The sequence below is a fragment of the SAR324 cluster bacterium genome, from assembly GCA_029245725.1.
GTDB lineage: Bacteria > SAR324 > SAR324 > SAR324 > NAC60-12 > JCVI-SCAAA005.
This window is the reverse complement of the sequence record JAQWOT010000381.1, coordinates 1-24,198: the sequence shown is the minus strand read 5'-3', so window position 1 is coordinate 24,198 and position 24,198 is coordinate 1. Positions and strand designations below refer to the sequence as shown.

Below are 24,198 nucleotides of genomic sequence, written 5' to 3'. Positions count from 1 at the left end.
GGTTGGCTGTTGACATTTTTGATGAAGAGGGAAAACCAGTTCAAGAACAAAAAGGCGAGTTGGTTTGTACAAAACCTTTTCCTGCTATGCCAATTGGTTTCTGGGATGGTCCAGAACAAAAAAGATATCGTTCAGCGTATTTTGAAAGATTTGATGGGGTCTGGACGCATGGTGATTATGCTGAAAGAACAGCCCAAGATGGATTTGTCATCCATGGTCGATCAGATGCGGTACTCAATCCTGGAGGAGTCCGAATCGGCACCGCAGAAATTTACAGACAAGTGGAAACCTTTGAAGAGATCCTTGAGGCTTTAGCAATTGGGCAGGATAAGAATAACGATGTGAGAGTAGTTTTGTTTGTCGTCATGAAAGAGCAACAAGAACTAACAGACGAATTGAAAGATCAGTTACGTCGGCGAATCAAGCAGAATACCACCCCAAGACATGTTCCAGAGGTGATTGTTTCAGTTGCTGCTTTGCCCAGAACATTGAGTGGTAAGATCGTGGAGTTGGCTGTTCGAGCAGTCGTTCACAATTTGCCTGTAAAAAATCAGGAAGCTTTGGCAAATCCAGAGGCCTTGGAGTATTTCAGAAATATTCCTGAACTTCAGAAATGAGAGTCTTACTCGAGATGAGATTTTGGGAGTAAAGGATCACTACAGAAGTAGTATCCGTCAGGTAATGCGGTGTTGTAGTGAGGCATGTTAATATCATCTTTTGTGCCTGCTTTCCTGAAGTAAACCATGCGTTTTTCTACAACAAAATGTGAAGCTGCAACATGGTTACAAATTTCAGTAACCCTTTCTTCCTGTGTAGTCGGATATTCATGATAATAGGGGTGAGAGATCTGATTGTTCTGCGTTTTGCAGGCTGAGAGGTGGGAAGCCCCTATTGTAAATAAAGTAGCCCCCCAAAATTTTCTGATGGATCGAAGAATAGTAGTCTCAGAAATAGACATCCCCGCTCAGATAATATTGAGATTCCTTTGGAACGTTTTCGCCCATAAATGGCCTGAGAACACCAAAACGAAACTGAAATGGTACTGGGAGTGGCTCGCGTTCCAATTGAGTTAAATTCCCGTAACCAAGTTCAAAATCCCATTGATAGAGGCGCCGAGTGCTCCCGCTTTCAGAACCAAGTGCATCTGGTGCTTGAATAAACCAAGAAAACTCGGCTCCTAGCATAAAATTCTCGACCTCTAGAATCCAACCATATCGCATGTCAAATGAGTTGCCAGGCTGGTAACTAACTTTCTCACCAGCTAAATTTTCACGTTTTCCCTTTAGTTGATTCAGCCCTTCAACCGAAGCGATTTGTAGTACACCCTCTGATTGGGGAGGATACCATTGAGACTGCAATTTCAGACCAAGATCCATTTGTCCCTCACCAATGGCCACAGGCTTGAAACCTCTTGCTTTTCCAGTTACTCCAGTCGGAAAAACCAATTTGGGAGTAAGGGTCCAGAACCAGCGATAGCTTGAGGAGAGGTTGTAGCGCATCCAGAGCGCTACATCTCCTAGACCAGCTTGGGAATTACTCGCAACATTTTTTTCGACATTTTGAAGCTCAGCAGTTTTATTGACCCCAAAGAATGTAAGTGAGGTACTTTGTTTCTTCTGCTCCCATGGAATGGTTGCTCCAAGAGTCCAAGTTTCTGTCCAACCATAAATAAGATCAACCCTGAGCAATTGCTCAGATTGAGTGATGGATCCTGAAAATTCGTCTGAATATTTTCCAAGTACCATTTCCTTGAGAGGTGTGTCTTTCCCGTCTGCACCCCAAATTTCTGAATATTCTGGCAGAGACTGATATCGAACTTTTGCTTCAATAACTTCACGGGGTAGTGGTTGTTCAACTTCAATTGCTCGCAGAGTTTGATCAGCAGAAGCCCAGAGAATCAGGATGACAGAAACGCATCGAAAAATTTGATTCATTTTAAGAATGACAACAGTCGGGATCTAGTTATTTGAGAAAGAAAGGAAGCCTTCACGAAGTAGAACACCCATGATGATCTCTATTGGATAACCTACAACGTTATTGTAAGAACCCTCGATCCGCTCGACGAGTAGGGTGCCTAATCCTTGGATTGAGTAGGCACCTGCTTTGTCGAGAGGCTCTCCAGAGGAGATATACCATTCCAGCCATTTTTTGGTCAAAGATCTCAGCCAAACTCTTGTAGTTACATCTCCAATATGAGTCCAATTGTTCTTAGAGTCTAATAGGCAGTAACCAGAATGAACTAGGTGATCTCTGCCACTGAGTTTTTCTAAAAGCAAAAGTGCATCTTCAGGATCATTCGGTTTGCCTAGGACTTCGCCATCAAGAACAACATCCGTATCTCCTGACAAGATCAAACTTTCAGGAAAATTACCTTGAGTTGCTTCTGCTTTTTCCAATGCCACTCTTCGAACGTATTCGATTGGATTTTCTCCAGATTTACGAACTTCTTCAATATCAGGTGAAAAACTACTGAACTGAAGACCAAAACTCTCTAAAAAGCTCTTTCGCCGTGGTGAGGAGGAGGCAAGTGTGATGGACCGGTGTTGCTGTAAATTCATCCTATTAATGGTCAAAGGCATTATTTAGTTGCCAAGAAAATGGCACTGTTTGATCTCGAAATGAACTGGCTACACTTCGACCGTAGCGATGTTCCTGATAAAACTCCAGAATCTTCCGGGCTACGGGTGCAGCAGTTTTGCCTCCACCTTGACCATGCTCAACCAAGACAAGGACTGTAACTTCTGGAGATTCTGCAGGGGCAAAGCCTGCGAACCAAGCGTGATTTTGGTATTTTCGAAGCTCTTTTTCCTCGTTGGTAAGGTTTCTACGAGTTTCATGGCTGATGATCTGTGCTGTACCAGTTTTACCCGCGACAGTGAAGCCATCAATTCGAGCCACTTTAGCTGTTCCACCATTTGGATCATTTACCACAGCTACCATACCCTGAAGCAGAGGTGCTATGATTCGCTGGTCTAAGATTGTTTGGCTAGGCGACTCTGCCTGATCTCGCAGGAGTTTAGGCTGATGCCAGACACCACCCGAAGCAATCAAATTTACAAAATTCGCAAGTTGCATGGGAGTAACACTTACGAATCCTTGGCCAATTGCTACAGACGGAGTTTCACCTGGATACCATCTTTCATTGAAGGTAGCTCTTTTCCAATCCGAATCAGGAATCAAGCCCGTCTTTTCCCCAGCAAAACCTAAATCTAATTTTTCACCAAACATCATCATTTTGGCGTAATGAGCTAACTTGTCCACTCCCATTTCCATCGCCAATTGATAAAAATAAATGTTACAAGATCCCCGAATGGCCTCAATCAAGTCAACTGGACCATGTCCGCCTGACTTCCAACACTTAAATGGGGCACTCCTACCCTTTACATAGAAATAGCCGTTGCAGGTTTCCTTATGGATTGGATCAATCAAATGCTGATCCAATGCGGCGTAGGCAGTGACTAATTTGAAGATTGAGCCAGGCGGGTAGGCGCCTTGAACAATTTTGTTTGCCAATGGGCGATCTTCATCATTGAGTAATTGGTTCCACAAATTTGGATCAATGCCGCTAACAAACCAGTTGGGATCATAAGCAGGCATACTAGCCATTGCTAGGATTTCACCACTTCCTGGCTGCATCACCAGTACTGCTCCAGTTTGATTGTCCATTGCAGATTCAACCGCTTCTTGCAACTCAATATCAATGGTCAGTTGGAGGGTATTCCCTGGTACTGAAGCAATCACTGGTGGAATAGTCCTTAACTCTCTGCCAATGTGATCAACCTCAACTTGTCGCCCACCGTCAAGTCCAGTCAAAAATTCATTCAGAGTCATCTCTAGCCCAGCCTTCCCATCAATACTCCTGGAACGCTTTTGATTGCTGGGCAATTCCTCGGTTCTTTTATTTGTTGCTCCCACATACCCAAGGACATGAGCAGCAGTTTTTCCAAAAGGGTAGTAGCGTGCCGCCTCAATTTCTACAGTGACTCCAGGAAATTTGTCAGAGTGAGTTTGTAAAAAGGCTGCTTGATCTGCGGTAAGGTCAGATTTTAAACGGATGGATCTGAAAGGCGATCTAATAGCGTACTGGGACTTTTCCTGCAGTTCAGATAGGGGCCACTGAAAGGTTTCTGAAAGCTTATTGAGAGTTTGGAGTGGTTTTGGAGCGTCTTCCCAGACCATTTGAAGGTGGTATGCAGGACGATTCTCAGCTAAAATTTGACCGCTTCGATCAAGAATTTGTCCACGTAACCCAGGTTCAGGACGGAGCCGGATTCGGTTACCTTCAGCGTAACTCTGGTATTCTTCATGTTCAATCACCTGTAGATACCAAAGACGACCACCCAAAAATGAAAATACAAAAGCGATAGCCAGCGCAATATAGATGACGCGAGTTCTGAAAAGATCTTGTTCCAATAAAACTTTTGCTGGGCTCATCAATAATGCTTCCTCAATGGAAAACGAGATGTCCAAATCAATTTTGAACCTAGAAACACAGTCGCCAGCAGACCATGTGCCAGGGTACCGTAAATCACCAAGATAAGAAGACTTTTCAGGGTGCTGTCAAGGAAAAGCCAGTTTTTTAAACAAACGTTGAAAATCTCTTGGATTGAAAATGTGAATAGGAAAATAAGTAGAAAATACCCACCAGAAATCGCCTGCTTGTTTTGAATAATTCTATGAAGGATGGCTAGTGAGAGTAGATAAGAAAAACCTTCGAGGCCCAGCAATCCATGGCTAAGCGAATCCTTAAAAATTCCGCCTAGTCCTCCCCAAAAAATTGCACTTCGAAAATTTGCTTTAATCAGAAATGCCATTCCAAGCCAGACAAGCCTGACAGGAAAAGGCCATGGCTCATTAATTATTCCTCCCAGAATGACTTCGACACCAAAGAGGATTAAAAAAACTAATCCAGGAAACATATCATTCTTGAGGTTGATCTGGATCAAACAAACCCAACTCAAGTGGAAGTATTCCCACTGACTCTAATCGGCTGAAATCAACACCTGGTTCAAGGACTGCAGTTTGGAATAGTTGGTTTTCTGATTGGACGATTTCTTTGATTTGCCCAACAAACAATCCCTTAGGAAATAATTGACTTAAGCCACTGGTAATAATCCGGTCCCCAATTTTCAATTCATCCCTTATAAGTACCTGCCTTAGCTCAATCCCACTGCCAGTACCAACCACAATCCCCCTACTCCTGGTTCGTTGCACTAAAACAGGAAATCGGCTGCGTTGATCCAGAATGATTTGAATGGTTGATTGTTTTGCAGAGATATTCTGAACTCTGCCCACCAACCCTTCCGCGACGGCAGCGGGTTGCTTTACTTTTATGCCATCTTGCGCACCAAGATTGAGCCACCAAACTTGAGTCAGCGGATCTGTGCTAATTCCTAAGATATCTCCAAAGATAACGGGTTCTGGATAGCTATTTGCCCAATTTAACTGAAGAGATTGGGAACTGTTCCGGGTAACTTTTTCATTGAGTGCATTCATATCATTATTGAGATGTAAGATCCGCTTTTTCAAAGACTGGTTTTCTTTTTTGAGGTCTTCAAGCTGAACAAAATATGATTCAAGCTCTTCAAAATATTTTGAAGACCAAAAATTAGCTTTTTGAAATGGACTTGCAAGGAGGTGGGCTGCCTCGTTGATCAATGAGGCTTCCGGCCTATCTGCACTTTGGTAGGATTGATAAAGAAGGATTGCTGAAGAAAGGAGAACTATCCCTAAGAGAAGCCCCCATAAATTTCTACGCAACCAGCGCATCTGAAATCCTAGGCGATTTCACGCAAAACAGAAATGGGTTGCAGCAAAAAATCAGCTTTGTTGATTTTTTCAAGAGCTTTCTTCAACAGCGCTTCCTGACAAGCTTCCAATGTGATTGTGAAGATTACAGGATGAGATCCATCCTTTTGGTGATACTGAGGCAGTTGCTCAATTGCGTAAATATTAATCTCATGTTCTGCTAGAACTTGACCGATTTGACCGACAATACCGGGCTGGTCCTTTACCGTAATCCTTAGAGTGTGCTGGAAGATGTAATCTTCAAAAGCCTGAAGCCTATATTGCTTTGTTGAAGGGCTATTTTTTGTGCTAAATCCTTTGGAGATCTTCTCAAGATCAGCAACCAGTGCGGAAGCTGTTGGTAAACTCCCTGCCCCCTTCCCAACCATTGAGATTTCCTCACTAAATTTACCTTGAATCGATAAAATATTGGTTGAACCACCTATCTCAGCTACAGCAGCCCCCCTTGGAACCATCAGTGGCAATACAAAAGCCTGCAGATTTTGAGCTTCTCGTTTTAGATAACCGATTAGTTTGATGCGCCGATCCATCCTTGAAGCGTAAGCAAAATCTGCAGGTTCCAGATGTTCAATTCCCTCAAGAGTAATTTGCTCTGGAGCCAACCAAACGCCGGTGATGAGATAAGTTAGAATGACTAATTTGTAGCGAGCATCATATCCGGCAATATCATTAGTTGGATCAGCTTCAGCAAAACCTAAATCCTGGGCTTGCCTCAAAGCAACTTCAAAAGATAGTTGCTTCTGCTCCATTTCGGTCAAGATATAATTGGAAGTTCCATTAAATATACCGCTGACCTTCTCAATATCATCTACATGAAAGTAGTCTTGTAACAATCTGACTACAGGGATTGCTCCTGTAACACTGGCCTCGAAAAGAAGTTGTCGCCCATTTTTTTCAGCTAGTGCGAGTAACTCTTCTCCATGCACTGCCATCAGATCCTTGTTGGCAGTAACTACATCTCTTTCAGATTCAAGGATTTTGGTAATCAACTCACGAGCGAATGTTTGTCCTCCGACTGTCTCTACAACTACTTGAATGGAAGGATCAGCAAGCAACTCCTCAAGTGAGGAATAGAGTAGATTTTGATCGCGTTGTGCCCAAATAGGTAGGTTTGGATTTTCTTGGTTTTTCTCTAAAATGCCTGCTAATTGAACAGCATTGTGATCTTCCTTCGCGTGTTGCCAGAGGATTTCTGCAACTCCCCCTCCGACAGTACCCAAACCAACAATAGCTACCCGACATGGGTCAGAGCGATGTTTTGATTCAGATAAACTTGGCATGATTACTTCTCCTGATCCGCTACTTTTTTCTTCAGAAAGTTAAACCAATTTGGACGGGCTAAAAGTGTCTTTTCAAGAACATACAAATGTACCTTGTCAATATTTAGCACCTCCAAGAGCACTTGTGGTGACTTGATGTTACCATCTGCTACAAGAGGTCGCTCAGTGTTTAGGCCAATCAATTCCAATAAAGACTCCTCCGAATCAAAGCACCGATTCATTACATGCACTGCAAATGGATGAAAAATATCAACCCCACTGTTTTCTAGGAGTTGGAGTGTCTCATGAAGATCAGTGATCGAAAATCCATCTTCCATTTTATCAAAAATGGAAAAATAATAACTTATGGGTATTGAAACACTTTTCCGATCACGAATGGCTTGGATAATTTGACAAGTCAGCCGCAAGCGGTTTTCGATAGTTTCGGATCCGTAGTCGTCGTCTCGATTGTTGAACCTGACAGAAAAGCATTGATCTAAGAGCAGTTGGTCTCCACCATTAATTTCAATAAAATCGAATCCAACCTCTTGAGCTCTCTCTGCAGCATGAACAAAATGTAGGATGATTTCTTCAATGTCTCCCTCGTCAAACTCTCTGCTGAGATCGAAGTCCCGGCCAAAGTTGTATAGAGATGGCCCCACTGGATTTTCTCCACAAACTTCCTCAGAAGTCCTTGCGCCAGCATGAGAGAGCTTGATTCCAATACATGCTCCCTCTTTCTTGATGGCTTTGACTAATTTTTCTAAGCCCGCTAAGTGCTCTTCCTCTGAAATGCCCAATTGACCAGCTGCCATCTTCCCTTGACGGGCAACAAAAGCTGATTCTGTAAGCATGGTGCCCACGCCTTGCTTTGCCAGGGCTGAGTAGTGACGAATCATTTCTCCAGTGACAATCCCACGGTGGTTTGCAAGGTTTTCTTTTGTTGGCGGAGCAAGGATTTGATTGCGGAATTTGATGCCGAACGATTCAAAAGGTGTAAACATAGGTCTTAATTTGGGTGGAACAACAGAAAATGATCAGGGTTTGTTGCGAGAAGCTTTCTCTTCAATTCCTGATTGGCCGAAACGGCTCTTTAGTTCATTATCAATATCTTCTAAGGATATTTCTTTTTCGGCCATCAAGACAAGGCAATGAAACCAGAGGTCAGTCAATTCATGCACCAAGGCAGCACGATCTTGACCTTTAGCAGCCAAAACTAATTCTGTGGCTTCTTCACCAATTTTCTTCAGAATCTTATCTTCTCCTTTTTGAACAAGGGATGCTACATAAGAAGAGTCAGTTTCACCTGATGCAATTCTCTGATGGATGGTTTGTAAAACTCGATTGAGCATTTTCATCTATTGGCTATTTGAGGAACTGAGTCTTCTTACCTGTAAAATCTCAATTTTTTTGCGAAGAGTATTTCTGTTGATCCCCAGAATACGAGCAGCCCTCTGTTGGTTCCACCGAGTTTCTTCCAACAACAATTGCAATAAGGGTCTTTCTATCTGGTGAAGAACGACGTCCATCAAATCCTCTCTTTGCTGATGAACAAATTCAGGAATCACAATATGAAGTTTTTTGTAGGCCAATTCTTCCAGTGTCTCTTCATATTCTGGGAGTGGGGCTTGTCTTAGCAGATTATGTGGAAGTGCATCTTTGTTAATGATTTCACTCACGTTGGTAATCATTAAACTTTTGACTACATTTTCTAATTCTCTGATATTTCCTGGCCAAGAATATTTTTGAAGAATCTCCATCGTCTCCTCTGTAATACACTTTCGTCCTACTGCTAATTCTTGACGGCCTTTTTTCAGGAAATGTTCTACCAGCAGCGGGATGTCCTCACGATGTTCTCTGAGCGAGGGCACATTAATGGGGAACACGCTTAACCGGTAGAAAAGATCCGCACGGAATTCCTGTTCCGCAATCATCTTGTTTAATTGCCGGTGTGTAGCCGCAATCACTCGCATGGTAGCGGGGATCAACTCACTACCTCCCACCCGCTCAAACTGTCGCTCTTGTAGAACTCTTAACAGCTTTGCCTGCAGCTTTATTGGCATGTCTCCAATTTCATCAAGAAAAAGAGTTCCTCGGCCTACAAGCTCCAATTTTCCACGTTTGCGATCAACAGCCCCAGTGAAAGCCCCCTTTTCATGACCAAATAACTCGGATTCTAGTAATTCCCCTGGGATTGCTGCACAATTCATCGCAACGAATGGTGCTTCTGAACGGTCGGAATGTGAATGAATGGAACGTGCAATCAATTCTTTGCCTGTCCCACTCTCTCCTAGAATTAGTACGGTCAGATGGGTTGCAGCTACTCTACCAATCAACTTGAAGATGTCACGCATTTCACGGCTTCTTCCGATCAGTAATTCTAGTTCTTCGCGGTGGGTAAGTTGAAGTTGGCTTTTGCGGTCGTCTCTGTGACTTCTAATAAGATGTTGGCCTCTTTCGAGGATTTCCTCTACCTCTTGGATGTCAAATGGCTTCGTGATGTACTCAAAAGCCCCTTTCTTCATGGCCTCTACCGTGTTGAACATTGTGTTCTGACCGGTCATCACCGTAATCAACAAGGCAGGGAATCGCTTCAAAATCTCTTCAGTGAAAGCCAGCCCATTCTCCTGTTGCAGGTGAATATCAACAAATGCCATGTCTATGGATTGGCTTTCTAGAATTTCCAGTGCTTCTTGGAGATTGGAAGCAATGTGAGGCGTTGCACTGGCTCGAGAGATGGTTTTTTCTAGGACCCAACGAATACTTCGCTCGTCATCAACAACCAGTACATTGCAATTCATATCTCATCAACTGCTCGGAGATCTTACAAAGCGCTGTAGTTCGTCTTTGAGAAGGCGCAAACTCAAGAGCGCATCAGCACCAGAAACCGCTCGATCAGGACCAAATTCACCACGAACCTTGTCTTGCAGCTGCATAATATTTCTTGAAACAAGGGTGCGCGCAGCGTTGTAGTAGTATGCGTCTGGCCGAACATCCACAAACGGTGAGGTGTCCCCTACAAATCTAGTGGATTGAGCTGAATCTTGCGTTACTTGAATAAGTACATCTTCCAACATCAAAGCATACTCAGCCCTAGTGATCTCTTTATTTGGGAAAAAGAGGAATTGAGGGTTAGATTCCAGGCCTCGCACCTGAAGTTTAAGAACTGTTTCAATATCTTCGCGCAATGGATGATCTGAGATATCAGATGCCAGCGGCCGTTCTATTTTGCTTTCGCCAGGAGGAATAAAATCTTTTGTTGGAGATTCAAACTTTAGCTCTTCCCTTTGCTCAGGTGCATTTCTGCTGTAAAGATCAGCTAATTTAAGTTCTTGCATCAACAACGCTGCCATATCAGCACGAGTAATTTGTTCAATCATCGCAAGCTCACGTCCATGCCTTGTACCTGGTTGAGCGCGGACAATTTTGTTCAGTTGCTCGATTGCACGATTAGCTTCTCTAGTAAAACCACGATTCAACTCAAGTACTTGGATGAAAGCATTCTGGGCCTCCTCAAATCTCAAAGCTTTCTCATTAGATTGGCCCCAATAATACCAGGGTTCTGCCTTGCTTGCCTGTAGATCGGGGTGGTCTTCAAAAATCTCCAGAGCGTTATTAAAATGATCTTCAACATCATCGATCCAGTCATCTCCCTCTGCTCTGGCTGTAATAGCACGCATTGCCAACAACTGAACAGAGAGCTCCTCACTTGGGCCCTCTGCTTTGCTAAGGGCTTTTTCCAATAAATTCTCAGATTCCTCAAGTAGTTCTGAAGCTTTTTCAGGCTCCAATCCGACTTGTTGTGATTGGAGAGTAAGGACAAGCGCTTTGCCTGCTAGAGCAGGTCCATATTCAGATTTCAACTCAAGTCCCAGATCAAACTGCTTATATGCAGCATCAATCCGCTGCTCATCAAGTAAGTCTTTACCCCGCATGACATGGAAACTAGGGTTGTCAAGTGTTCCCTGACTAGGTCGTGGTCCTTGATCCTTATTGCACCCATTGAGTGCAATAAGGGATATAATTATGAAAAGGATGCTTACTTGCCAACGAATACACATAGTCACCTCGGTGGTGGTTGGAAAAATGTCCGACCCATTCACTTTAATACAAGCTCGATTCAAGCAGCGCCTTCCAGGCTGGCTGGTCGTGTATCTCCAAAGCATGATGGTAACAGAGATTTCTCACGCAAATATCTCAGGAAATAGAGCATGTTTTTACGCATGCTTGCCAAGTCTTCTTCCAAAGGATTTGCTTCCCTGACAAACCATTCATTAATAAATTCGTCAATCAACTCAGGCGTCCATTCCTGATACACAGGTGGCTGGAAATCGTCCAGAAACACTTCAAGATCTTCATCCAACCGTGAGAGATCTTCTTCCGACCAATCGAGACTCTCTCGGAAACTTGCCAGGACTTCTACAGATACTGGAGGAACTCTAACAACTGCCTCAGATTCAGAATCAGTGGTGGCTTCTTCCTCAATACCTGAATCGGCTGAGCCAGGTATTTTTGCTTCGGGACCATAAATCAACTCACTGGGGCTTTCTGAGATTAATTCGATCAATTCGCTGTTTCTTACTTCATAATCATTGAGAGCGTCATGAATCGTCTCTCTCGTCAGTGCTTCCTCCCCAAGCGCTTCGGCACGTGTTTTGAGATACACTGCCACAATCATTGGATTTGAAAGATGAGGAATTTCATTACTGTTATCCAGTTGATGGATCGTTGCTTTCGCCAGAAGATTATCCGGTGACTGTGGAGTTGTCTCTCTCTCAAATTCATCAAATCGAGCACGGAATCCTTCCAGAAACTCTTCAGTAAGCAGTTTCATCAGTAGCAAAGGTTCTGGGGTTTTTGCTTCTAAATCGTCTTTAACTGTCTGAATATCAAATTTCAGATCTTCAAAACGTTCAGAGAATGCTAGAAAGGGAAGTGTACTCAGTAATTCTTCCAAACGCTTTTGGGTTGCAGCTTGGGGATTGCTAATCATTCTTCGGGAGGCAAACTTACGCCGTTGTTGTTCTTTTGTATGTTTCTTTGCCTGCTGGCGCTTAACCATGCCAGCCTTGCGAACTTTTTTCTTCGCCATTCGGGAGTGCCTAAACTGCTAGAGAGGTGGGGAAGGATCCAATACGAAAGGTATGGATAACAATTTAAAATTAAACCATTCTGTATAGCACAAATTAATTGTGAATCACACCATCTTCTTTTTATCGCATATCCATCGGTTCGCGTATGATGGTTCGCACAGATTTTCTTCGTGAATAAATATCTCTTGTGAGAGGATTGTCCGGTGGGCTTTCGTATTGTCTGTCAAGGTATATTCTGAGTTGTCCGTAATTCAGAGGATCAGTTTTGAAACGGCGCTTCGGTGGGACATAACGGGCAGCATCTCGACGTACTTTGTCTTCAAAGTTATCTGGATATCTTTCAGCAACATAATTTGGGATAACCTGCTGAGATTCTGTGTAGGAACGTAAACTTTGATAGTCCAAAGGGCGAATTTGCCTTCTACCTTCACCTGCTGCCCAAGTTAATTCACATATGCTTGTCATGAAAAGAATTGTAAAGAAAAATATAATTTTTCGGGACATTATTTACTCAGGGGATTGCAGTATGGTTTGTTTTTCAGCGTTTGGGCAAGGGATGCCGCTTTGGCGAAGATTCTCTCTACAGGTCGGCACATTCACAGGACGTACCTTATGAAAGTTACTAGGCAAAACTGTTATTCTTGGTTTGATAGCTAAAATATACAAAAAAAAGAAGTATTAAATGATGAGTAAAGGGTAGTTCCGTATATGAATAAATTTGGTATTCACTTAGACGAAAATCACTATAGCATTTCTCTCCCCATTTCCAACGCACTTAAAGTCGAACTTTGGTTCTTTGGGATACCACTCAGTTTTTTTGACAATCAACATTACAAAACCTCAGAAAATCTTCCATTACTGAAGAAATATGATCTGATTGAAGCCTCAAAGAGTCAGAGAATTTGGCAGGGTCAGTTTGAGTATCCAGTAACTGTCTTGACAGCATATTTGGTAAAGGTTTTACGATCAGATTCAAATGGCAATTATATCACTGATTGGATCCTTGATCCGTTTGCGAGAAATTCTCTTGGTGGGGAATTCTGGGGTAAAATCATTACATTTGAAGTTGATGAGAAATTTGGACTTTTGAGGACAAGCTTTGAATGTGAACACTCACTGAGCAAGACTTCATCAGTAAAGTTGAAGAGGGTGGCTCTCCTGACAGATTTGGAAAAGTTAAGAGTTTCAGAAAGATTTTCTCATAAGCCTTTGGGTGAGTTGGTTATCTATGAATGTCATGTTCGTGGAATGACTCAGCATCACTCATCCGGGGTTCCTGTCAGGCAACGTGGCAATTTTTCTGGGATGCAACAAAAAATCAAATATTTAAGCCAACTCGGCATAGATGTGGTGGAGCTGCTTCCTATTTTTGATTTCGATGAAAATGAAAACCAGTTAAGAAATCCAGAAAATCAACAAAATCTCAAAAATTATTGGGGTTACTCACCGGTCTTATGGTTTGCTCCCAAGGGAGCCTACGCTGAAAATCCTTTAAACCGGCATCATGAAATCAAAGAATTTGTTCAAGAATGCCATCTTTATAAAATCGAGGTTTGGTTGGATGTTGTCTACAACCATTCTGGAGAACAGGATGCCGAAGGGCCAAAATATCATTTTAAAATGATGGACAAAGATACATGGTACCTCCACACCCCAGAAGGTGAGCTTCATAATGCTTCAGGCTGTGGCAACACCTTAAGATGCGGACACCCCTTGGTGAAGGAGTTAATCCTGGAAAGTTTGATTTATTGGCATGAAGTGATGGGGGTTGATGGTTTTCGATTTGATCTGACCAGTATTATGAATCGGCATCTGGATACGGGCGATTTTCAGGATTTTCCAAATCTTCTTTGGGAACTACGGCAGGAGCCAAGGCTGAAGAATGTTCGGCTGATCTCGGAACCATGGGACGCTCATGGATACGATCTGGGAAAGTCTGCGAAGAAGGCAGGATGGACAGAATGGAATGATCGATTCAGAGATACCATTCGCAAGGTGCTCTCCGGAGAAGTAGGTCAAGGCCTTGCTCTAAAAGATTCAATCGAAGGGAACCCCTCCCTTTTCGGTGAAACCTCAGCTGATTATTGGCCTAGTCTGAATTTCATAACCTCCCATGATGGTTTTACCCTCTGGGATTTGTTCTGCTATTCAGATAAGCACAATGAAGCAAACGGTGAGAACAATCGAGATGGCCATTTAGCAAATTTTTCAGATAATTTAGGAGTGGAGGGACCAACTCAGAATCAGCAAATACTAGGCTTGCGTGAACAGAAGTGGAGGATGGCTTGGACCATTCTTGCCATCAGTCGTGGTCCAATGATGTTTGTGGCAGGTGATGAATGGGGTCGAACACAAAATGGAAACAATAATGCTTATTGCCAAGACAATGAACTAAACTGGCTCAATTGGCAGAAGAGTGAGACCAATTCTGATCGTGTTGAATTTGTTCGAATGCTTCTCTCTTTGAGAGCAAGATTTTGCAAATCATGTTGGATTTCTTCCTCTGCAACGATCAGTTGGTTTAATTCGAAAGGATATGAGGCAGACTGGTCACCTCATATTCGAAGTTTTGTTTGGAAAATAGAAAATTTTGAGGAAGGCATGAGTTGGTGGTTCCTCTGCAATAGTTATGATGCACCATTATTTTTTTTGATCGAGGAAGAAAGATCTATCTCTTGGCAATGGAATTCCAATCATTACTTGGGAATGCCTCATGACCTGCCCAATGAAAAATTTGTCGAACTCGGCCCCTTCAGTATCGTGATTGGCAATACCAGGCAATTATGAACGTCCTAAAACACTTTGAATCTTTAAGAATGGATTCCAATGTCAGATCCTAAATTAATCGCAATTACGGGAGCTTCAGGACTGATCGGTAAGGCACTTACAAAAAGGTTTAAATCAGAGAAACAACCATTCTTAAAACTAGTTCGTCATCCAACTTCCGAAGAAAGAGAGCGTTTCTGGAATTATTCAGAGAAGGTTTTTGATGGAGGGGTGGATGATTGCGATGCATTGGTTCATTTGGCGGGTGAGACGGTAGATGGTCATTGGTCCAGCTTTAAAAAAAGGTTGATTTATGAAAGTCGTGTTCAAAGCACTAGGTTCCTAGTTGAAAAAATCCTCTCTAGTCCATCCCCGCCAAAAGTAGTGGTGTTTGCGTCTGCGATTGGGTTCTACGGTCAACAACGAGCTGACTGGGTCACTGAAGAAAGTCCACCTGGCTCAGGATTCTTGGCAGATGTTGTGGAAGATTGGGAACGGGCTAGTGAAATACTCGAAGAGCAGGGAATTCGAGTTGTGCGTTTACGGTTGGGGGTTGTGTTGGCAAAGGAAGGTGGAGCATTACATAAAATGCTGCCAGTTTTTCGATTCGGCTTGGGGGGCGCAATTGGGGACGGCGAACAGAGAATGAGTTGGATAACCCTATCTGATGTTGTCGACATGATCTGGCAATCTATTCATTCTGACAGTTGGCAGGGAAACTATAATGCGGTGGCTCCGGAGGTGGTTTCAAATCTGAAATTCAGTAGAGTCTTGGCAAAAGTTTTAAAAAGGCCTGCAATCCTCAAAGTCCCGAAGTTTATGATGGAAACAGTTTTTGGTGAGATGGCTGATTCTACCGTGCTCAGCGATCTTGCTGTTCAACCAAAGAGATTGATGGAGATGAACTACCCTTTTAAGCACCCTAAGTTACAACCAGCCTTGGAGGCTATCTTATTGAAATAATATCCGATTGTTCCAGAATATCCCATCATCGTAGTCTTTGGAAATTAATGGTTCCTTCTCTTTTTGGCTCTTCCCACTCACATATGAAACTGTTCTGGTTCTTTTTTTTAAATTGACAGTTATAGGAAGTGATTACTCCTGTCTGTAATGTCTTTGTTGACCATTCTGGAAGTGTCCCTCTAGCAAAATTCGCTGCCACAACCTCAATTGGCCGTCCATCACTTCTCTTTAGATCGCTGATCATATAACCATCGCTTTGCTTGCGGATGTTCATATAGAGGCTACAAGATTTGCCATTATACTTCTTTTTGCCAATCCGCACGTTGCAGCCTTTCCAGCGACCTTCTAAAGGGATAGAGGCAGCCTGATTTTCAGACAATAACCTAATCCGACATTGATCTAATTCTAGAATTGGTTTGTTGTTATTCTCATCGTTTCCACGCACTGTTTGGATCCTGCCGGTAAGGAAAATATTTGTTCCCCGCCCGGTATCGACAAATTCCATTGCCTGGTTTTCATTCATTAAACAATATACAAAGTTGCCCTGGCTCTTTAGTTCAAAGGCCCAATCACTTCCTTGCGGTCGTAATTTTTCAAAATCTCCACTCAGTTCGAGTTCTTTTTGTGAAAAATCCCTGCGGAAACGCAGTTGATTCTCTGAATGGGTATTTAGAATCGCAGAGATTTCTTCAGCCCCTAAAGTCCTTGCAGAAATAGGCTTTACGAAAAAAAATGAAATAAGAATCAGAATCAACAAAAAATATGATTTCTTCATGGAACAATCTCAATAGATGGGTTTATTTCATAATGACCACCTGGCAAAACTCGAATCCATCCCTGCAATTCCATTTCCAGTAACAAAGGCAAAAGTTGCTGTGGTCCCTTCTATGTAATGAGACTCAAGTTATCCAGATCTTTTGCACCCTCATTCAAGGAATTGAGGATCATGATCTGTTGCTTACTCAATTCGCTTTGGGGAAGCGTAATTTGTTTTGATGGTTCTAGAAAAGAGAGTTGAATCCCTGCATTATTGGAAATGGTTGGCAGTAGATCCTCGAGGATGTCAGTGGCAGAGGTTATTAATTTTGCTGGTTCCTTGAAATCAGTTAATTACATCCGCTACTAGGATGAGAGTCGATTCTTCCAGGTACAGCAAAAACCTCACAGTTTTGTTCTTGGCCAAACGTCTCTATGATCAAAGCTCCACCTTTCACACTCGCCTCAGTTACCAAGATACCCTGTGAGATGCCACTAATCACGCGATTCCTAATAGGAAAATTATGTGAAACCGGTTTGGTGGCCAGAGGGAATTCACTGATCAGTGCTCCCTGTTGACAAATTCTACCCGCCAAATTCTGGTTTTCAGGAGGGTAGATGTGCTGGAGTCCCCCAGCCAAAACAGCAATCGTTCTTAATCTACTTTCCAAAGAAGCCTCATGCGCTACGGTATCTATCCCTCGTGCCAACCCACTGATTACGAAGGCATCTGGAACCAATTCAGCAAGTTCATATACCAGCCTTTTGGTTTGATCTCGTCCGTAACTGGTGCAGGACCTTGATCCCACGATTCCCAAACATAAATTGTGTAAATCTGGTAACTCACCTTTGACATAAAGTACTGAAGGAACACTATGAATCTGTAATAGATTAGCTGGGAACCACTCACTCTCTGGACAAAACAGTCGAAGATTGGGAGATGATTCGATTAGTCTTTTTTCTATCTGGAAACTTCGAACTTCCATTGCTTTCGTCAATCGCCCAATGACATCTTTTTTAAGGCCCAATTGCAGGAGTTGATCAGAGGATTTTTGCCAAATTTTGGAGAGACTACCGAAAATCTCTGAAAGTTTTTGAAGAGTCTGAGTGCCAACCCCTGAAACTACGCTAAGCGCTAACCAATCTTTCTCAGCTGACTCCAGTACCATTCTCAGTCCCTTGCTTTAAGTGCTCTTTCCATCTCTCGATTCACCTCCCTCTTTTTGAGAGTTTCTCGCTTGTCATGAATCTTTTTCCCCTTCACTAAGGCGATCTCTAATTTGATAAGACCTTTCTTTAAATACACTTTTAAGGGGACAATCGTAAGTCCAGCCTCACGAATTTGCCCGTACAATCTACGAAGCTCACCCTTGTGGAGAAGTAGTCTTCTTGGACGAACTGGGTCATGGTTGTGTCGGTTTCCAAAATCATATGGAGAAATGTGGCACTGCATCAGCCAACCCTCCATCAGTTCCGTGACCCGGCAGTAGCTCTCACTCAAGTTTATTTTCCCCTCACGAATACTTTTGACTTCGGTCCCTTTCAGTTCAATTCCCACCTCGTAGGTTTTTAGAATTTCATACTCAAACCGCACACGTCTATTTTGTGCGAGAACACGGCCCTGCACGCTCATAAATTTCTCCCTAATTTGTTGGCACAGTTCTTGTCAAAAGTTACTTATTTAGATTCTGCCTGGATGGCCTACCGCGCATGATGTGCTTCCCACTTTGCGAACTTGAACGAAGCCAGTTTTCATGAATCCAAAAGCTTTGCTTTTCCATCTTACATTATGTTTCTTAATAATCTTGCCGATTTCGGTAGAGGCAAAAAAAACAAAGCATTATCAGAAATTTATCTTTAATGATGAAGATATAATGCGAGTCAGAAGGGCAAGCAATAGCTTCGAGGTTTTGATCAAGCCAAGAGCTGGCGAAGGAACATACAAGATGGGCAAAAGGGTTCTTGATGATTGGCGTAATGATCACAAAAAAATCACAAAATATAATGGGAACAAGCCACTTTATCAACATCGCTTTGTTCCGATCCCGTTTTGGTCTCTAAATGATGCACTTCAGGGAGCAGCTTTGAAAGCAATGTTTCCAGAAGACGCAAGTGGAGCAGGAGGATGGCGCCACCGAGTAACTTACAAGTGGGAGACAGTCAGTTTGATCTCTGGTGTGTTTGCCAAGAGAGAGATTGGAGCAAAACACCTTATTCGACATAATAAACTGATGAACCAAGGTCGTTCTCTCAAAATTGGGGATGTAGTTGAGATTCCATGGGATTGGTTGAGGGAGGGCTTGGAGTTACAGCCCCTTAAAGTCAAAGAACCGTTGTTGGTCAAAGCTGATTCCAAGGGAAGGCGCTTTGCTGCGTATAAGATGTCATCTGGAGACACAATTTATTCTTCGGTAGTAGCAAGATTTACCGGTCGACTCCTGCATGAGGAGGTAGATCGAATGGCCAAAGAGCTTCTTGAATTAAACGATATCAACAACGCAAGATTGATCCAGACTGGCCAACTGGTTCGCTTTCCACTCGAGTGGGTAAGTGATGAGTATCTGGACTTATCTGGTGGAGGAGGGACAGTTACGGTTGCTGAAAATGACGACGAAGTTGATCACGGGGATGATGAAGAGGAACTACACATAAAACCCCCTCCAGTGCCGCCACCGGCACCAGACGTCCACTTGAAAAAAGTTGTGCCTCAGATCACGAAAAACTCTGCAATAGAAGCAAAAAAAGAAGAAGTCAAGAAAGCCCCAATTCAGAAAAAACAATCCAAAAGCAAATCTTCAAAGAATGTTGTTCTAACGAAAGATCAGATCCACATCATTCTGGATTCTGGACATGGTGGAATTGATCCTGGCGCAGTTAAAGGGGATCCAAAAAAGGGAGACAGAGTTTATGAGGATGATGTCGTTTATGACATCGTTCAGCGAATGTTGCCTGAATTGAAGAAGTCAGGATTTGTTGTTCATGAGACGGTTCGCGATAAAAGCCAAAGTGGACCTGTCAAATACCTTAGCGAAAAAGTTGATCGTGATGAAGAACTCTTAGTAAATCCACGCTATGATCTAGGGAGTGCGAGAGTAGGAGTTAACATGCGTGTATTTTTAGTGAATCACATCTATCTGAAATTACGTAATCAAGGAGTGCCCTCTGATCAGATTGTTCTGATAAGTGTGCATGGGGATGCTTTACACGCATCTTTGCGGGGTGCCATGATTTATTACCCTGACCGACGTGTTCGAAGTCGAGCTTTTGGAGTTGTGAAGTCCGTTTACACTAAGCGCAAAGAATACACGAGAAGGGTCACTTTTAGTAAAGGTGACAATCAACTTTCTGAAAAATATAGTAGGGAGTTGGGGAAAACAATGATCCATAGCTTACGAGATGCGAAGTGGAAAACACACCGCAACAACACGGTTCGTGGTTATATCATACGCAGGGGCAAAAAGTCCCTCCCTGCAATTTTACGTTACAGTAAAATTCCAACATCTATTCTGGTTGAGGTGGCAAATTTAAATAACGCTCAAGATCGCAAGTTGATCTTGGATTATAGAAATCGCCAAAAGATCGCTGATGCGATGGTGAATGGTTTGGAGTCCCACTTCAGAGGTAGCAAAGGACTTCTGGCTCAACGCTGAGATATTTTAGAACTGAACCACCATCTGTAGAGTGGTTCAATCGTTTTTTGTTAACTCAAATCATGTGGCTAAAACTGACTTCTCAAGTCTTAGAATATGGCGAGCTAGCCTGCGAGAATGTCTAAAGACCTGTTCCATCTTCTCAATCATGTCGACCTCCAAACGATAAACCAATAAGCTTCCGCTTTCCATCGTCTCCAGTCTTTTTGCCTCCTGGGAGTGAGCTTTCTCAGCGTAAGCCTTCAATTTCTTCTTCATACCAATTACCGATTCTGCAGACTGGCCCTTTTCAGAATCAAGAGCTGAAACAGTTTTTTCAAGAGCCTCAAGTGTCATCGCATGATATACTGAAAGAAGCTTAGTAGACTCAGAGTCAAAGTTAACTTTACTTTCCTGTTTCTGTTCAATCAGACGACTGATATTTGTCTCAAGGACATCCCCAATATGCTCCAGTTCATCTGCCATTTTGACAAGGCGCATTTGCTCATCCTGTTGTTCGGGGGACAAGGGTTTTCTACCGAGCTCAGTCAGATATTCAATTAACTCATTATGCATCCTATCAATTTCATCATCACTACTTTTCAAAATTTTAAGCTGCTTTGGATCATCAGAAAGAAGTGTCGGCAAACTGTCACGGTAGGCCATTAATACCAACTGTCCGAGTTGCTCAAGTTCTTTGGTAACAGCACTCATCGCCAAAGATGGGGCATTTAAAAGATCAGGTTCCAAAGCTGTTACATAGACCCCAGCTTTCGCTTCGACCTTTTCCTGTGGAATAATTTTGATCAGGAAATTCGCGATAAAACTCAGAAATGGTAGAAACAAAATTGCCATCCCGATGTTGAAGAAGGTATGAGCATTGGCGATTGCCCTGGTTAGGTCAGAAGACTCAGCGTTCCCCGGCCCGATAGCATTTGCAATCAATCCCAAGAATGGTAACACCAGTAATGCACCCCCAAGGTTGAAAAAAACATGGGCTCCAGCAACTCGCTTTGCCTCTGTACTTCTCCCAATAACAGATAAACCCGCAGTCACACACGTTCCAACATTAGCCCCTAAAATCAAAGCCAAACCAGCTGGAAAGGAGATGAGTTGTTGGGTCGCCAAAGCTATGACAACTCCCATAGTTGCCGAACTGGATTGAACCAAAGCAGTAAAAATAGCTGACACCAGCATGCCCAAGAAAGGATTGGCCATTTGCTGCATCAATTCAATGAAGGGTTCGTAGGTCCGCAACGGCTTCATTGCTTCGCCCATTGTGTTCATTCCAACAAACAGTAACCCCAATCCAAGTAGGACTCTTCCCCATTGTTTGGTCCTGTCCCCCTTACTAATCATCTGAAGAAGCACACCACCCGCAACAAGAAACATCGCATATTTGGTGACTTTGAAGGCAACTAGCTGAGCGGTGATCGTGGTTCCAATATTAGCTCCAAGAATTAGTCCCATTGACTGAGGGAAACTCATCAAACCAGCCGCCACAAAACTCACACACATTACAGTAGTGACTGAACTAGATTGGGTGACTGCGGTAAAAACTGTTCCAGTCAGTAGCCCCCGGACCCGATCACCAGCGAGTGTAGTCAAAACTCTTTTCATTCCATCACCAGCGAGCTGGTTCAGTGCGTCGCTCATCTTCTCCATACCATACAGAAAGAGCCCCAGGCCACCTAGCAGGCCAATTGTGATCGTTATCCAGTCCATTTTGTACCCTCAAGGTTGTAAAATTGATCGATAGCTTCCTAAAAGGAAACTGTCCTTCTGCCACAGTTTTAGTGAATACACAATTATTGGATTTAAAAAATGTGATTTTTACTGACCTTTTAAATGAGAACTCAATCAAAAACTAAATTGAGACTTGAGACAGTTTAGAGTTGGGTAGGAAAAAAATCGCTTGTTTTGGAGCAGAGGAAGTAGAAAGACCATCAACGAAAAATAGACTGAAACCTAATAAGAATTTGCGAGTTTAGTCAGAAACCAGTGTTCTGAAGTCTAGAATAAGTTTCTGAAGCAGTTTTAGGTCGTTGTAATGTTTCTATGAAAAAATATTCATAGATATCTGAATTTGATCATTTTTTTCCTCATCTTAGATGGTTTATGGATCCCAAATGGATTGAAGCATCTCAGAATTGGCTAGACGAAGTTCGTCTACATGCCAGGAAATATTTCAGAAGTGATCTTCAAGTGACAGATAAGGAGGATTCTTCACCAGTGACAATCGCTGATAAACAGATTGAAGCACTGATTCGTGAAAGAATTCGTTCAGAATTCCCAGACCATGGCATAATTGGAGAGGAGGAAGCTGATGAGAATTTGATTTCTGAATATCAATGGGTGATCGATCCGATTGATGGAACACGAAGTTTCATTACAGGGAATCCGTTGTTTGGTACTTTGTTGAGCTTAGTTACTGAGGATGAATTTCTACTAGGTTTGATGGATTTGCCAATGTCCCAGGAGCGCTGGTGGGCAACCCTCCAAGGAGGCTCTTATTATCAGGGTAAGCGTTGCACCACTTCCTCAACTCAGAAGATTGAGGAATCAAGATTGGTATGTACATCCCCAGCGATTTTTTCAACTCAGGAATTGAATCAATTTCAGAATTTAGCGAAATCTGTACGTGTTGAAAGATATGGTGGGGATTGCTTTAATTATGGATCTCTGGCTTGTGGTTGGGTTGAGCTTGTAGCGGAAGCCTCTCTGCAATTTTACGATATTGCTGCGTTGGTAGTAATTATTCAGGAGGCTGGAGGTATTGTGACAGACTGGTCTGGCGATCCAATTCGAATGGGCTGGGACGGCACTGCGTTAGCAACTGCGAATCTTGATTTGCATGGACAGGCCCTTGAATTGCTTAATTATTCTTAGGAATCTTTTCTGTCGTTTTGAATATTGTTGTCAAAAAAGTTTTTAAAACAAACTCTGAGTTTTAGACTAAGAAATAGGGATATTGAATGAAAAGTAAAAACTTACTGGGTGCCATAACAATCTTTTTTGGTTTCAGCCTTACAGGGTGTGATGCCCTGACTAGCGAAAGATATCCAATTCCCTCAGGCAATTACGAAGTACCTCAAACACAGCAACTGCAACGTGGAGGTAATTATTTTGTTAACGAGGCCCCGCAACAAAGCACCATCGTGCGAATGAGACAAGAAGTTCCCTTCAACTGGAAAGAGTAGAAAAATTGTTTCCAGGTGATATCAATTCCAAAAAAGATTTCCACTCCATTCCCACTTCGAAGTATTAATCAGCTCATATCATCTACCAAGGACTGAAATGCCTTTGGACGAACTACAACGCATTGAAATTGCGATTGAGTTGGACAAAGGTGTTTCTCATGAAGAATTAGCACGTAAATTCACAATTTCTGCAGCTGAACTGAAGGAAATTGAGAATCTTCTTCGTAAAAAAAATGTACCTTCGAAACACAAAGTTCATCGTAAAAAGAAGTCTGAAACAGACAGAGGCCTAATTCTTCAAAAACTGATGAGTGGTGAATTGCCAGAGAAAATTTCTGAACACTTCGACGTCGGTTTAAAAGTCCTCAAGCGTTGGGCAAAAGAAGAGGGAATTCTATGGCACAAAAGCTGGTCAGAACTGACCGCTACTGAAAAAAAGGAGATACAGACTTTAAGAGAAGAGGGAGAATCTTGGGAGGAGATTGCAAGAGCTTACCAATTACATTTGGAAGTGGAGGAATTGATTCCTCCGCTTCCATATCAAGCTCTTTCCGCAGCGGACGTAGGTTTACTAATGGAGATATTCAAAACAATGCCGAAAATCTCTATCAGTGGGGCATGTCAGTTAGCCTCAAAGGCTGGGATGGAATTAAATCCCAAAGCTGTTGCTTCTTATAAACGAAGATGGTCAAACTTCCATTATCTCAGCTAGGCTGTTTCAAGC

The 24,198-nt window shown here is 42.7% G+C and carries 22 protein-coding genes; 7 read left to right on the top strand and 15 right to left on the bottom strand.

Annotated elements, in window-relative coordinates; all coding sequences use genetic code 11:
• A partial coding sequence (locus P8O70_20925; GenBank protein MDG2199304.1) for an acetoacetate--CoA ligase occupies window positions 1–617 on the top strand: 617 nt, incomplete at its 5' end.
• 327 nt (window positions 618–944) lie between these two features.
• Here P8O70_20925 and P8O70_20920 read toward each other — a convergent pair.
• The 11 genes from P8O70_20920 to P8O70_20870 form a co-directional block, all read right to left on the bottom strand.
• Complete coding sequence (locus P8O70_20920; protein MDG2199303.1) at window positions 945–1,934, bottom strand: hypothetical protein; 990 nt, start codon at window positions 1,932–1,934, stop codon at window positions 945–947.
• A 24-nt stretch (window positions 1,935–1,958) separates the two neighbouring features.
• On the bottom strand, window positions 1,959–2,579 hold the full coding sequence (locus P8O70_20915; protein ID MDG2199302.1) for a Maf family protein: 621 nt from the start codon (window positions 2,577–2,579) through the stop codon (window positions 1,959–1,961).
• The gene (gene mrdA / locus P8O70_20910) at window positions 2,563–4,434 is read right to left on the bottom strand and encodes a penicillin-binding protein 2 (GenBank protein ID MDG2199301.1); all 1,872 of its coding nucleotides are present in this window, start codon (window positions 4,432–4,434) and stop codon (window positions 2,563–2,565) included. Before mrdA ends, P8O70_20915 begins: the two co-directional genes overlap by 17 nt.
• A gap of 486 nt (window positions 4,435–4,920) precedes the next feature.
• Window positions 4,921–5,769: a rod shape-determining protein MreC gene (gene mreC, locus P8O70_20905; GenBank protein ID MDG2199300.1), complete on the bottom strand. Its 849-nt coding sequence runs from the start codon at window positions 5,767–5,769 to the stop codon at window positions 4,921–4,923.
• Between the two features lie 8 nt (window positions 5,770–5,777).
• Window positions 5,778–7,088 carry a homoserine dehydrogenase gene (locus tag P8O70_20900; GenBank protein MDG2199299.1) on the bottom strand — a complete coding sequence of 437 codons (1,311 nt, stop codon included), beginning with the start codon at window positions 7,086–7,088 and terminating at the stop codon, window positions 5,778–5,780.
• Window positions 7,089–7,090: 2 nt separating this feature from the next.
• On the bottom strand, window positions 7,091–8,071 hold the full coding sequence (locus tag P8O70_20895) for an NADH:flavin oxidoreductase (GenBank protein MDG2199298.1): 981 nt from the start codon (window positions 8,069–8,071) through the stop codon (window positions 7,091–7,093).
• 33 nt (window positions 8,072–8,104) lie between these two features.
• Complete coding sequence (locus tag P8O70_20890; protein MDG2199297.1) at window positions 8,105–8,425, bottom strand: phosphoribosyl-ATP diphosphatase; 321 nt, start codon at window positions 8,423–8,425, stop codon at window positions 8,105–8,107.
• A complete protein-coding gene (locus tag P8O70_20885; GenBank protein ID MDG2199296.1) occupies window positions 8,426–9,868 on the bottom strand; it encodes a sigma-54 dependent transcriptional regulator in 1,443 nt (480 codons plus the stop codon).
• 6 nt (window positions 9,869–9,874) lie between these two features.
• Window positions 9,875–11,128: an S-layer homology domain-containing protein gene (locus P8O70_20880; protein MDG2199295.1), complete on the bottom strand. Its 1,254-nt coding sequence runs from the start codon at window positions 11,126–11,128 to the stop codon at window positions 9,875–9,877.
• A 59-nt stretch (window positions 11,129–11,187) separates the two neighbouring features.
• Window positions 11,188–12,159, bottom strand: a complete 972-nt coding sequence (locus P8O70_20875) for a hypothetical protein (protein ID MDG2199294.1) — start codon at window positions 12,157–12,159, stop codon at window positions 11,188–11,190.
• A 121-nt stretch (window positions 12,160–12,280) separates the two neighbouring features.
• Window positions 12,281–12,664 (bottom strand): hypothetical protein, encoded by a 384-nt coding sequence (locus tag P8O70_20870; GenBank protein MDG2199293.1) that lies wholly within the window; start codon window positions 12,662–12,664, stop codon window positions 12,281–12,283.
• A gap of 204 nt (window positions 12,665–12,868) precedes the next feature.
• Here P8O70_20870 and P8O70_20865 point away from each other — a divergent pair, with 204 nt between their 5' ends.
• Both P8O70_20865 and P8O70_20860 read left to right on the top strand, forming a co-directional pair.
• On the top strand, window positions 12,869–14,947 hold the full coding sequence (locus P8O70_20865; protein ID MDG2199292.1) for an alpha-amylase family glycosyl hydrolase: 2,079 nt from the start codon (window positions 12,869–12,871) through the stop codon (window positions 14,945–14,947).
• Between the two features lie 39 nt (window positions 14,948–14,986).
• Window positions 14,987–15,889 (top strand): TIGR01777 family oxidoreductase, encoded by a 903-nt coding sequence (locus P8O70_20860; protein ID MDG2199291.1) that lies wholly within the window; start codon window positions 14,987–14,989, stop codon window positions 15,887–15,889.
• Between the two features lie 25 nt (window positions 15,890–15,914).
• On the opposite strand, the gene P8O70_20855 is transcribed toward P8O70_20860, so the two are convergent.
• The 3 genes from P8O70_20855 to smpB form a co-directional block, all read right to left on the bottom strand.
• Window positions 15,915–16,664, bottom strand: coding sequence for a hypothetical protein (locus P8O70_20855; protein MDG2199290.1), 750 nt, complete (start codon window positions 16,662–16,664; stop codon window positions 15,915–15,917).
• 331 nt (window positions 16,665–16,995) lie between these two features.
• Window positions 16,996–17,814: a DNA-processing protein DprA gene (dprA, locus tag P8O70_20850; protein MDG2199289.1), complete on the bottom strand. Its 819-nt coding sequence runs from the start codon at window positions 17,812–17,814 to the stop codon at window positions 16,996–16,998.
• A gap of 2 nt (window positions 17,815–17,816) precedes the next feature.
• Window positions 17,817–18,278, bottom strand: coding sequence for an SsrA-binding protein SmpB (gene smpB, locus P8O70_20845; protein ID MDG2199288.1), 462 nt, complete (start codon window positions 18,276–18,278; stop codon window positions 17,817–17,819).
• Window positions 18,279–18,519: 241 nt separating this feature from the next.
• Between smpB and P8O70_20840 the strand changes: the two genes are divergently transcribed.
• Window positions 18,520–20,295: an N-acetylmuramoyl-L-alanine amidase gene (locus P8O70_20840; GenBank protein MDG2199287.1), complete on the top strand. Its 1,776-nt coding sequence runs from the start codon at window positions 18,520–18,522 to the stop codon at window positions 20,293–20,295.
• Window positions 20,296–20,355: 60 nt separating this feature from the next.
• Here the strand turns inward: P8O70_20840 and P8O70_20835 are convergent, their stop codons facing one another.
• Window positions 20,356–21,999: a Na/Pi cotransporter family protein gene (locus P8O70_20835; GenBank protein ID MDG2199286.1), complete on the bottom strand. Its 1,644-nt coding sequence runs from the start codon at window positions 21,997–21,999 to the stop codon at window positions 20,356–20,358.
• Between the two features lie 393 nt (window positions 22,000–22,392).
• On the opposite strand from P8O70_20835, the gene P8O70_20830 reads away from it, so the two are divergent.
• The 3 genes from P8O70_20830 to P8O70_20820 all read left to right on the top strand — a co-directional run bounded on the left by P8O70_20830 (window position 22,393) and on the right by P8O70_20820 (window position 24,186).
• The gene (locus P8O70_20830; protein ID MDG2199285.1) at window positions 22,393–23,163 is read left to right on the top strand and encodes an inositol monophosphatase family protein; all 771 of its coding nucleotides are present in this window, start codon (window positions 22,393–22,395) and stop codon (window positions 23,161–23,163) included.
• 86 nt (window positions 23,164–23,249) lie between these two features.
• Window positions 23,250–23,474 (top strand): hypothetical protein, encoded by a 225-nt coding sequence (locus P8O70_20825; GenBank protein ID MDG2199284.1) that lies wholly within the window; start codon window positions 23,250–23,252, stop codon window positions 23,472–23,474.
• Window positions 23,475–23,571: 97 nt separating this feature from the next.
• Window positions 23,572–24,186 (top strand): hypothetical protein, encoded by a 615-nt coding sequence (locus P8O70_20820; protein ID MDG2199283.1) that lies wholly within the window; start codon window positions 23,572–23,574, stop codon window positions 24,184–24,186.
• The last annotated feature ends 12 nt before the right edge of the window (window positions 24,187–24,198 follow it).

Excerpts from the sequence above, each read along its gene's own strand:
- P8O70_20820 (MDG2199283.1), top strand. The coding sequence starts at position 23,572 with ATGCCTTTGGACGAACTACAACGCATTGAAATTGCGATTGAGTTGGAC.
- P8O70_20890 (MDG2199297.1), bottom strand. The coding sequence starts at position 8,425 with ATGAAAATGCTCAATCGAGTTTTACAAACCATCCATCAGAGAATTGCA.
- P8O70_20830 (MDG2199285.1), top strand. The coding sequence starts at position 22,393 with ATGGATCCCAAATGGATTGAAGCATCTCAGAATTGGCTAGACGAAGTT.
- P8O70_20870 (MDG2199293.1), bottom strand. The coding sequence starts at position 12,664 with ATGTCCCGAAAAATTATATTTTTCTTTACAATTCTTTTCATGACAAGC.
- P8O70_20900 (MDG2199299.1), bottom strand. The coding sequence starts at position 7,088 with ATGCCAAGTTTATCTGAATCAAAACATCGCTCTGACCCATGTCGGGTA.
- P8O70_20895 (MDG2199298.1), bottom strand. The coding sequence starts at position 8,071 with ATGTTTACACCTTTTGAATCGTTCGGCATCAAATTCCGCAATCAAATC.
- P8O70_20865 (MDG2199292.1), top strand. The coding sequence starts at position 12,869 with ATGAATAAATTTGGTATTCACTTAGACGAAAATCACTATAGCATTTCT.
- P8O70_20920 (MDG2199303.1), bottom strand. The coding sequence starts at position 1,934 with ATGAATCAAATTTTTCGATGCGTTTCTGTCATCCTGATTCTCTGGGCT.
- P8O70_20880 (MDG2199295.1), bottom strand. The coding sequence starts at position 11,128 with ATGTGTATTCGTTGGCAAGTAAGCATCCTTTTCATAATTATATCCCTT.
- P8O70_20855 (MDG2199290.1), bottom strand. The coding sequence starts at position 16,664 with ATGAAGAAATCATATTTTTTGTTGATTCTGATTCTTATTTCATTTTTT.
- P8O70_20875 (MDG2199294.1), bottom strand. The coding sequence starts at position 12,159 with ATGGCGAAGAAAAAAGTTCGCAAGGCTGGCATGGTTAAGCGCCAGCAG.
- P8O70_20885 (MDG2199296.1), bottom strand. The coding sequence starts at position 9,868 with ATGAATTGCAATGTACTGGTTGTTGATGACGAGCGAAGTATTCGTTGG.
- smpB (MDG2199288.1), bottom strand. The coding sequence starts at position 18,278 with ATGAGCGTGCAGGGCCGTGTTCTCGCACAAAATAGACGTGTGCGGTTT.
- mrdA (MDG2199301.1), bottom strand. The coding sequence starts at position 4,434 with ATGAGCCCAGCAAAAGTTTTATTGGAACAAGATCTTTTCAGAACTCGC.
- P8O70_20915 (MDG2199302.1), bottom strand. The coding sequence starts at position 2,579 with ATGCCTTTGACCATTAATAGGATGAATTTACAGCAACACCGGTCCATC.
- P8O70_20840 (MDG2199287.1), top strand. The coding sequence starts at position 18,520 with ATGCGAGTCAGAAGGGCAAGCAATAGCTTCGAGGTTTTGATCAAGCCA.
- P8O70_20825 (MDG2199284.1), top strand. The coding sequence starts at position 23,250 with ATGAAAAGTAAAAACTTACTGGGTGCCATAACAATCTTTTTTGGTTTC.
- dprA (MDG2199289.1), bottom strand. The coding sequence starts at position 17,814 with ATGGTACTGGAGTCAGCTGAGAAAGATTGGTTAGCGCTTAGCGTAGTT.
- P8O70_20860 (MDG2199291.1), top strand. The coding sequence starts at position 14,987 with ATGTCAGATCCTAAATTAATCGCAATTACGGGAGCTTCAGGACTGATC.
- mreC (MDG2199300.1), bottom strand. The coding sequence starts at position 5,769 with ATGCGCTGGTTGCGTAGAAATTTATGGGGGCTTCTCTTAGGGATAGTT.
- P8O70_20835 (MDG2199286.1), bottom strand. The coding sequence starts at position 21,999 with ATGGACTGGATAACGATCACAATTGGCCTGCTAGGTGGCCTGGGGCTC.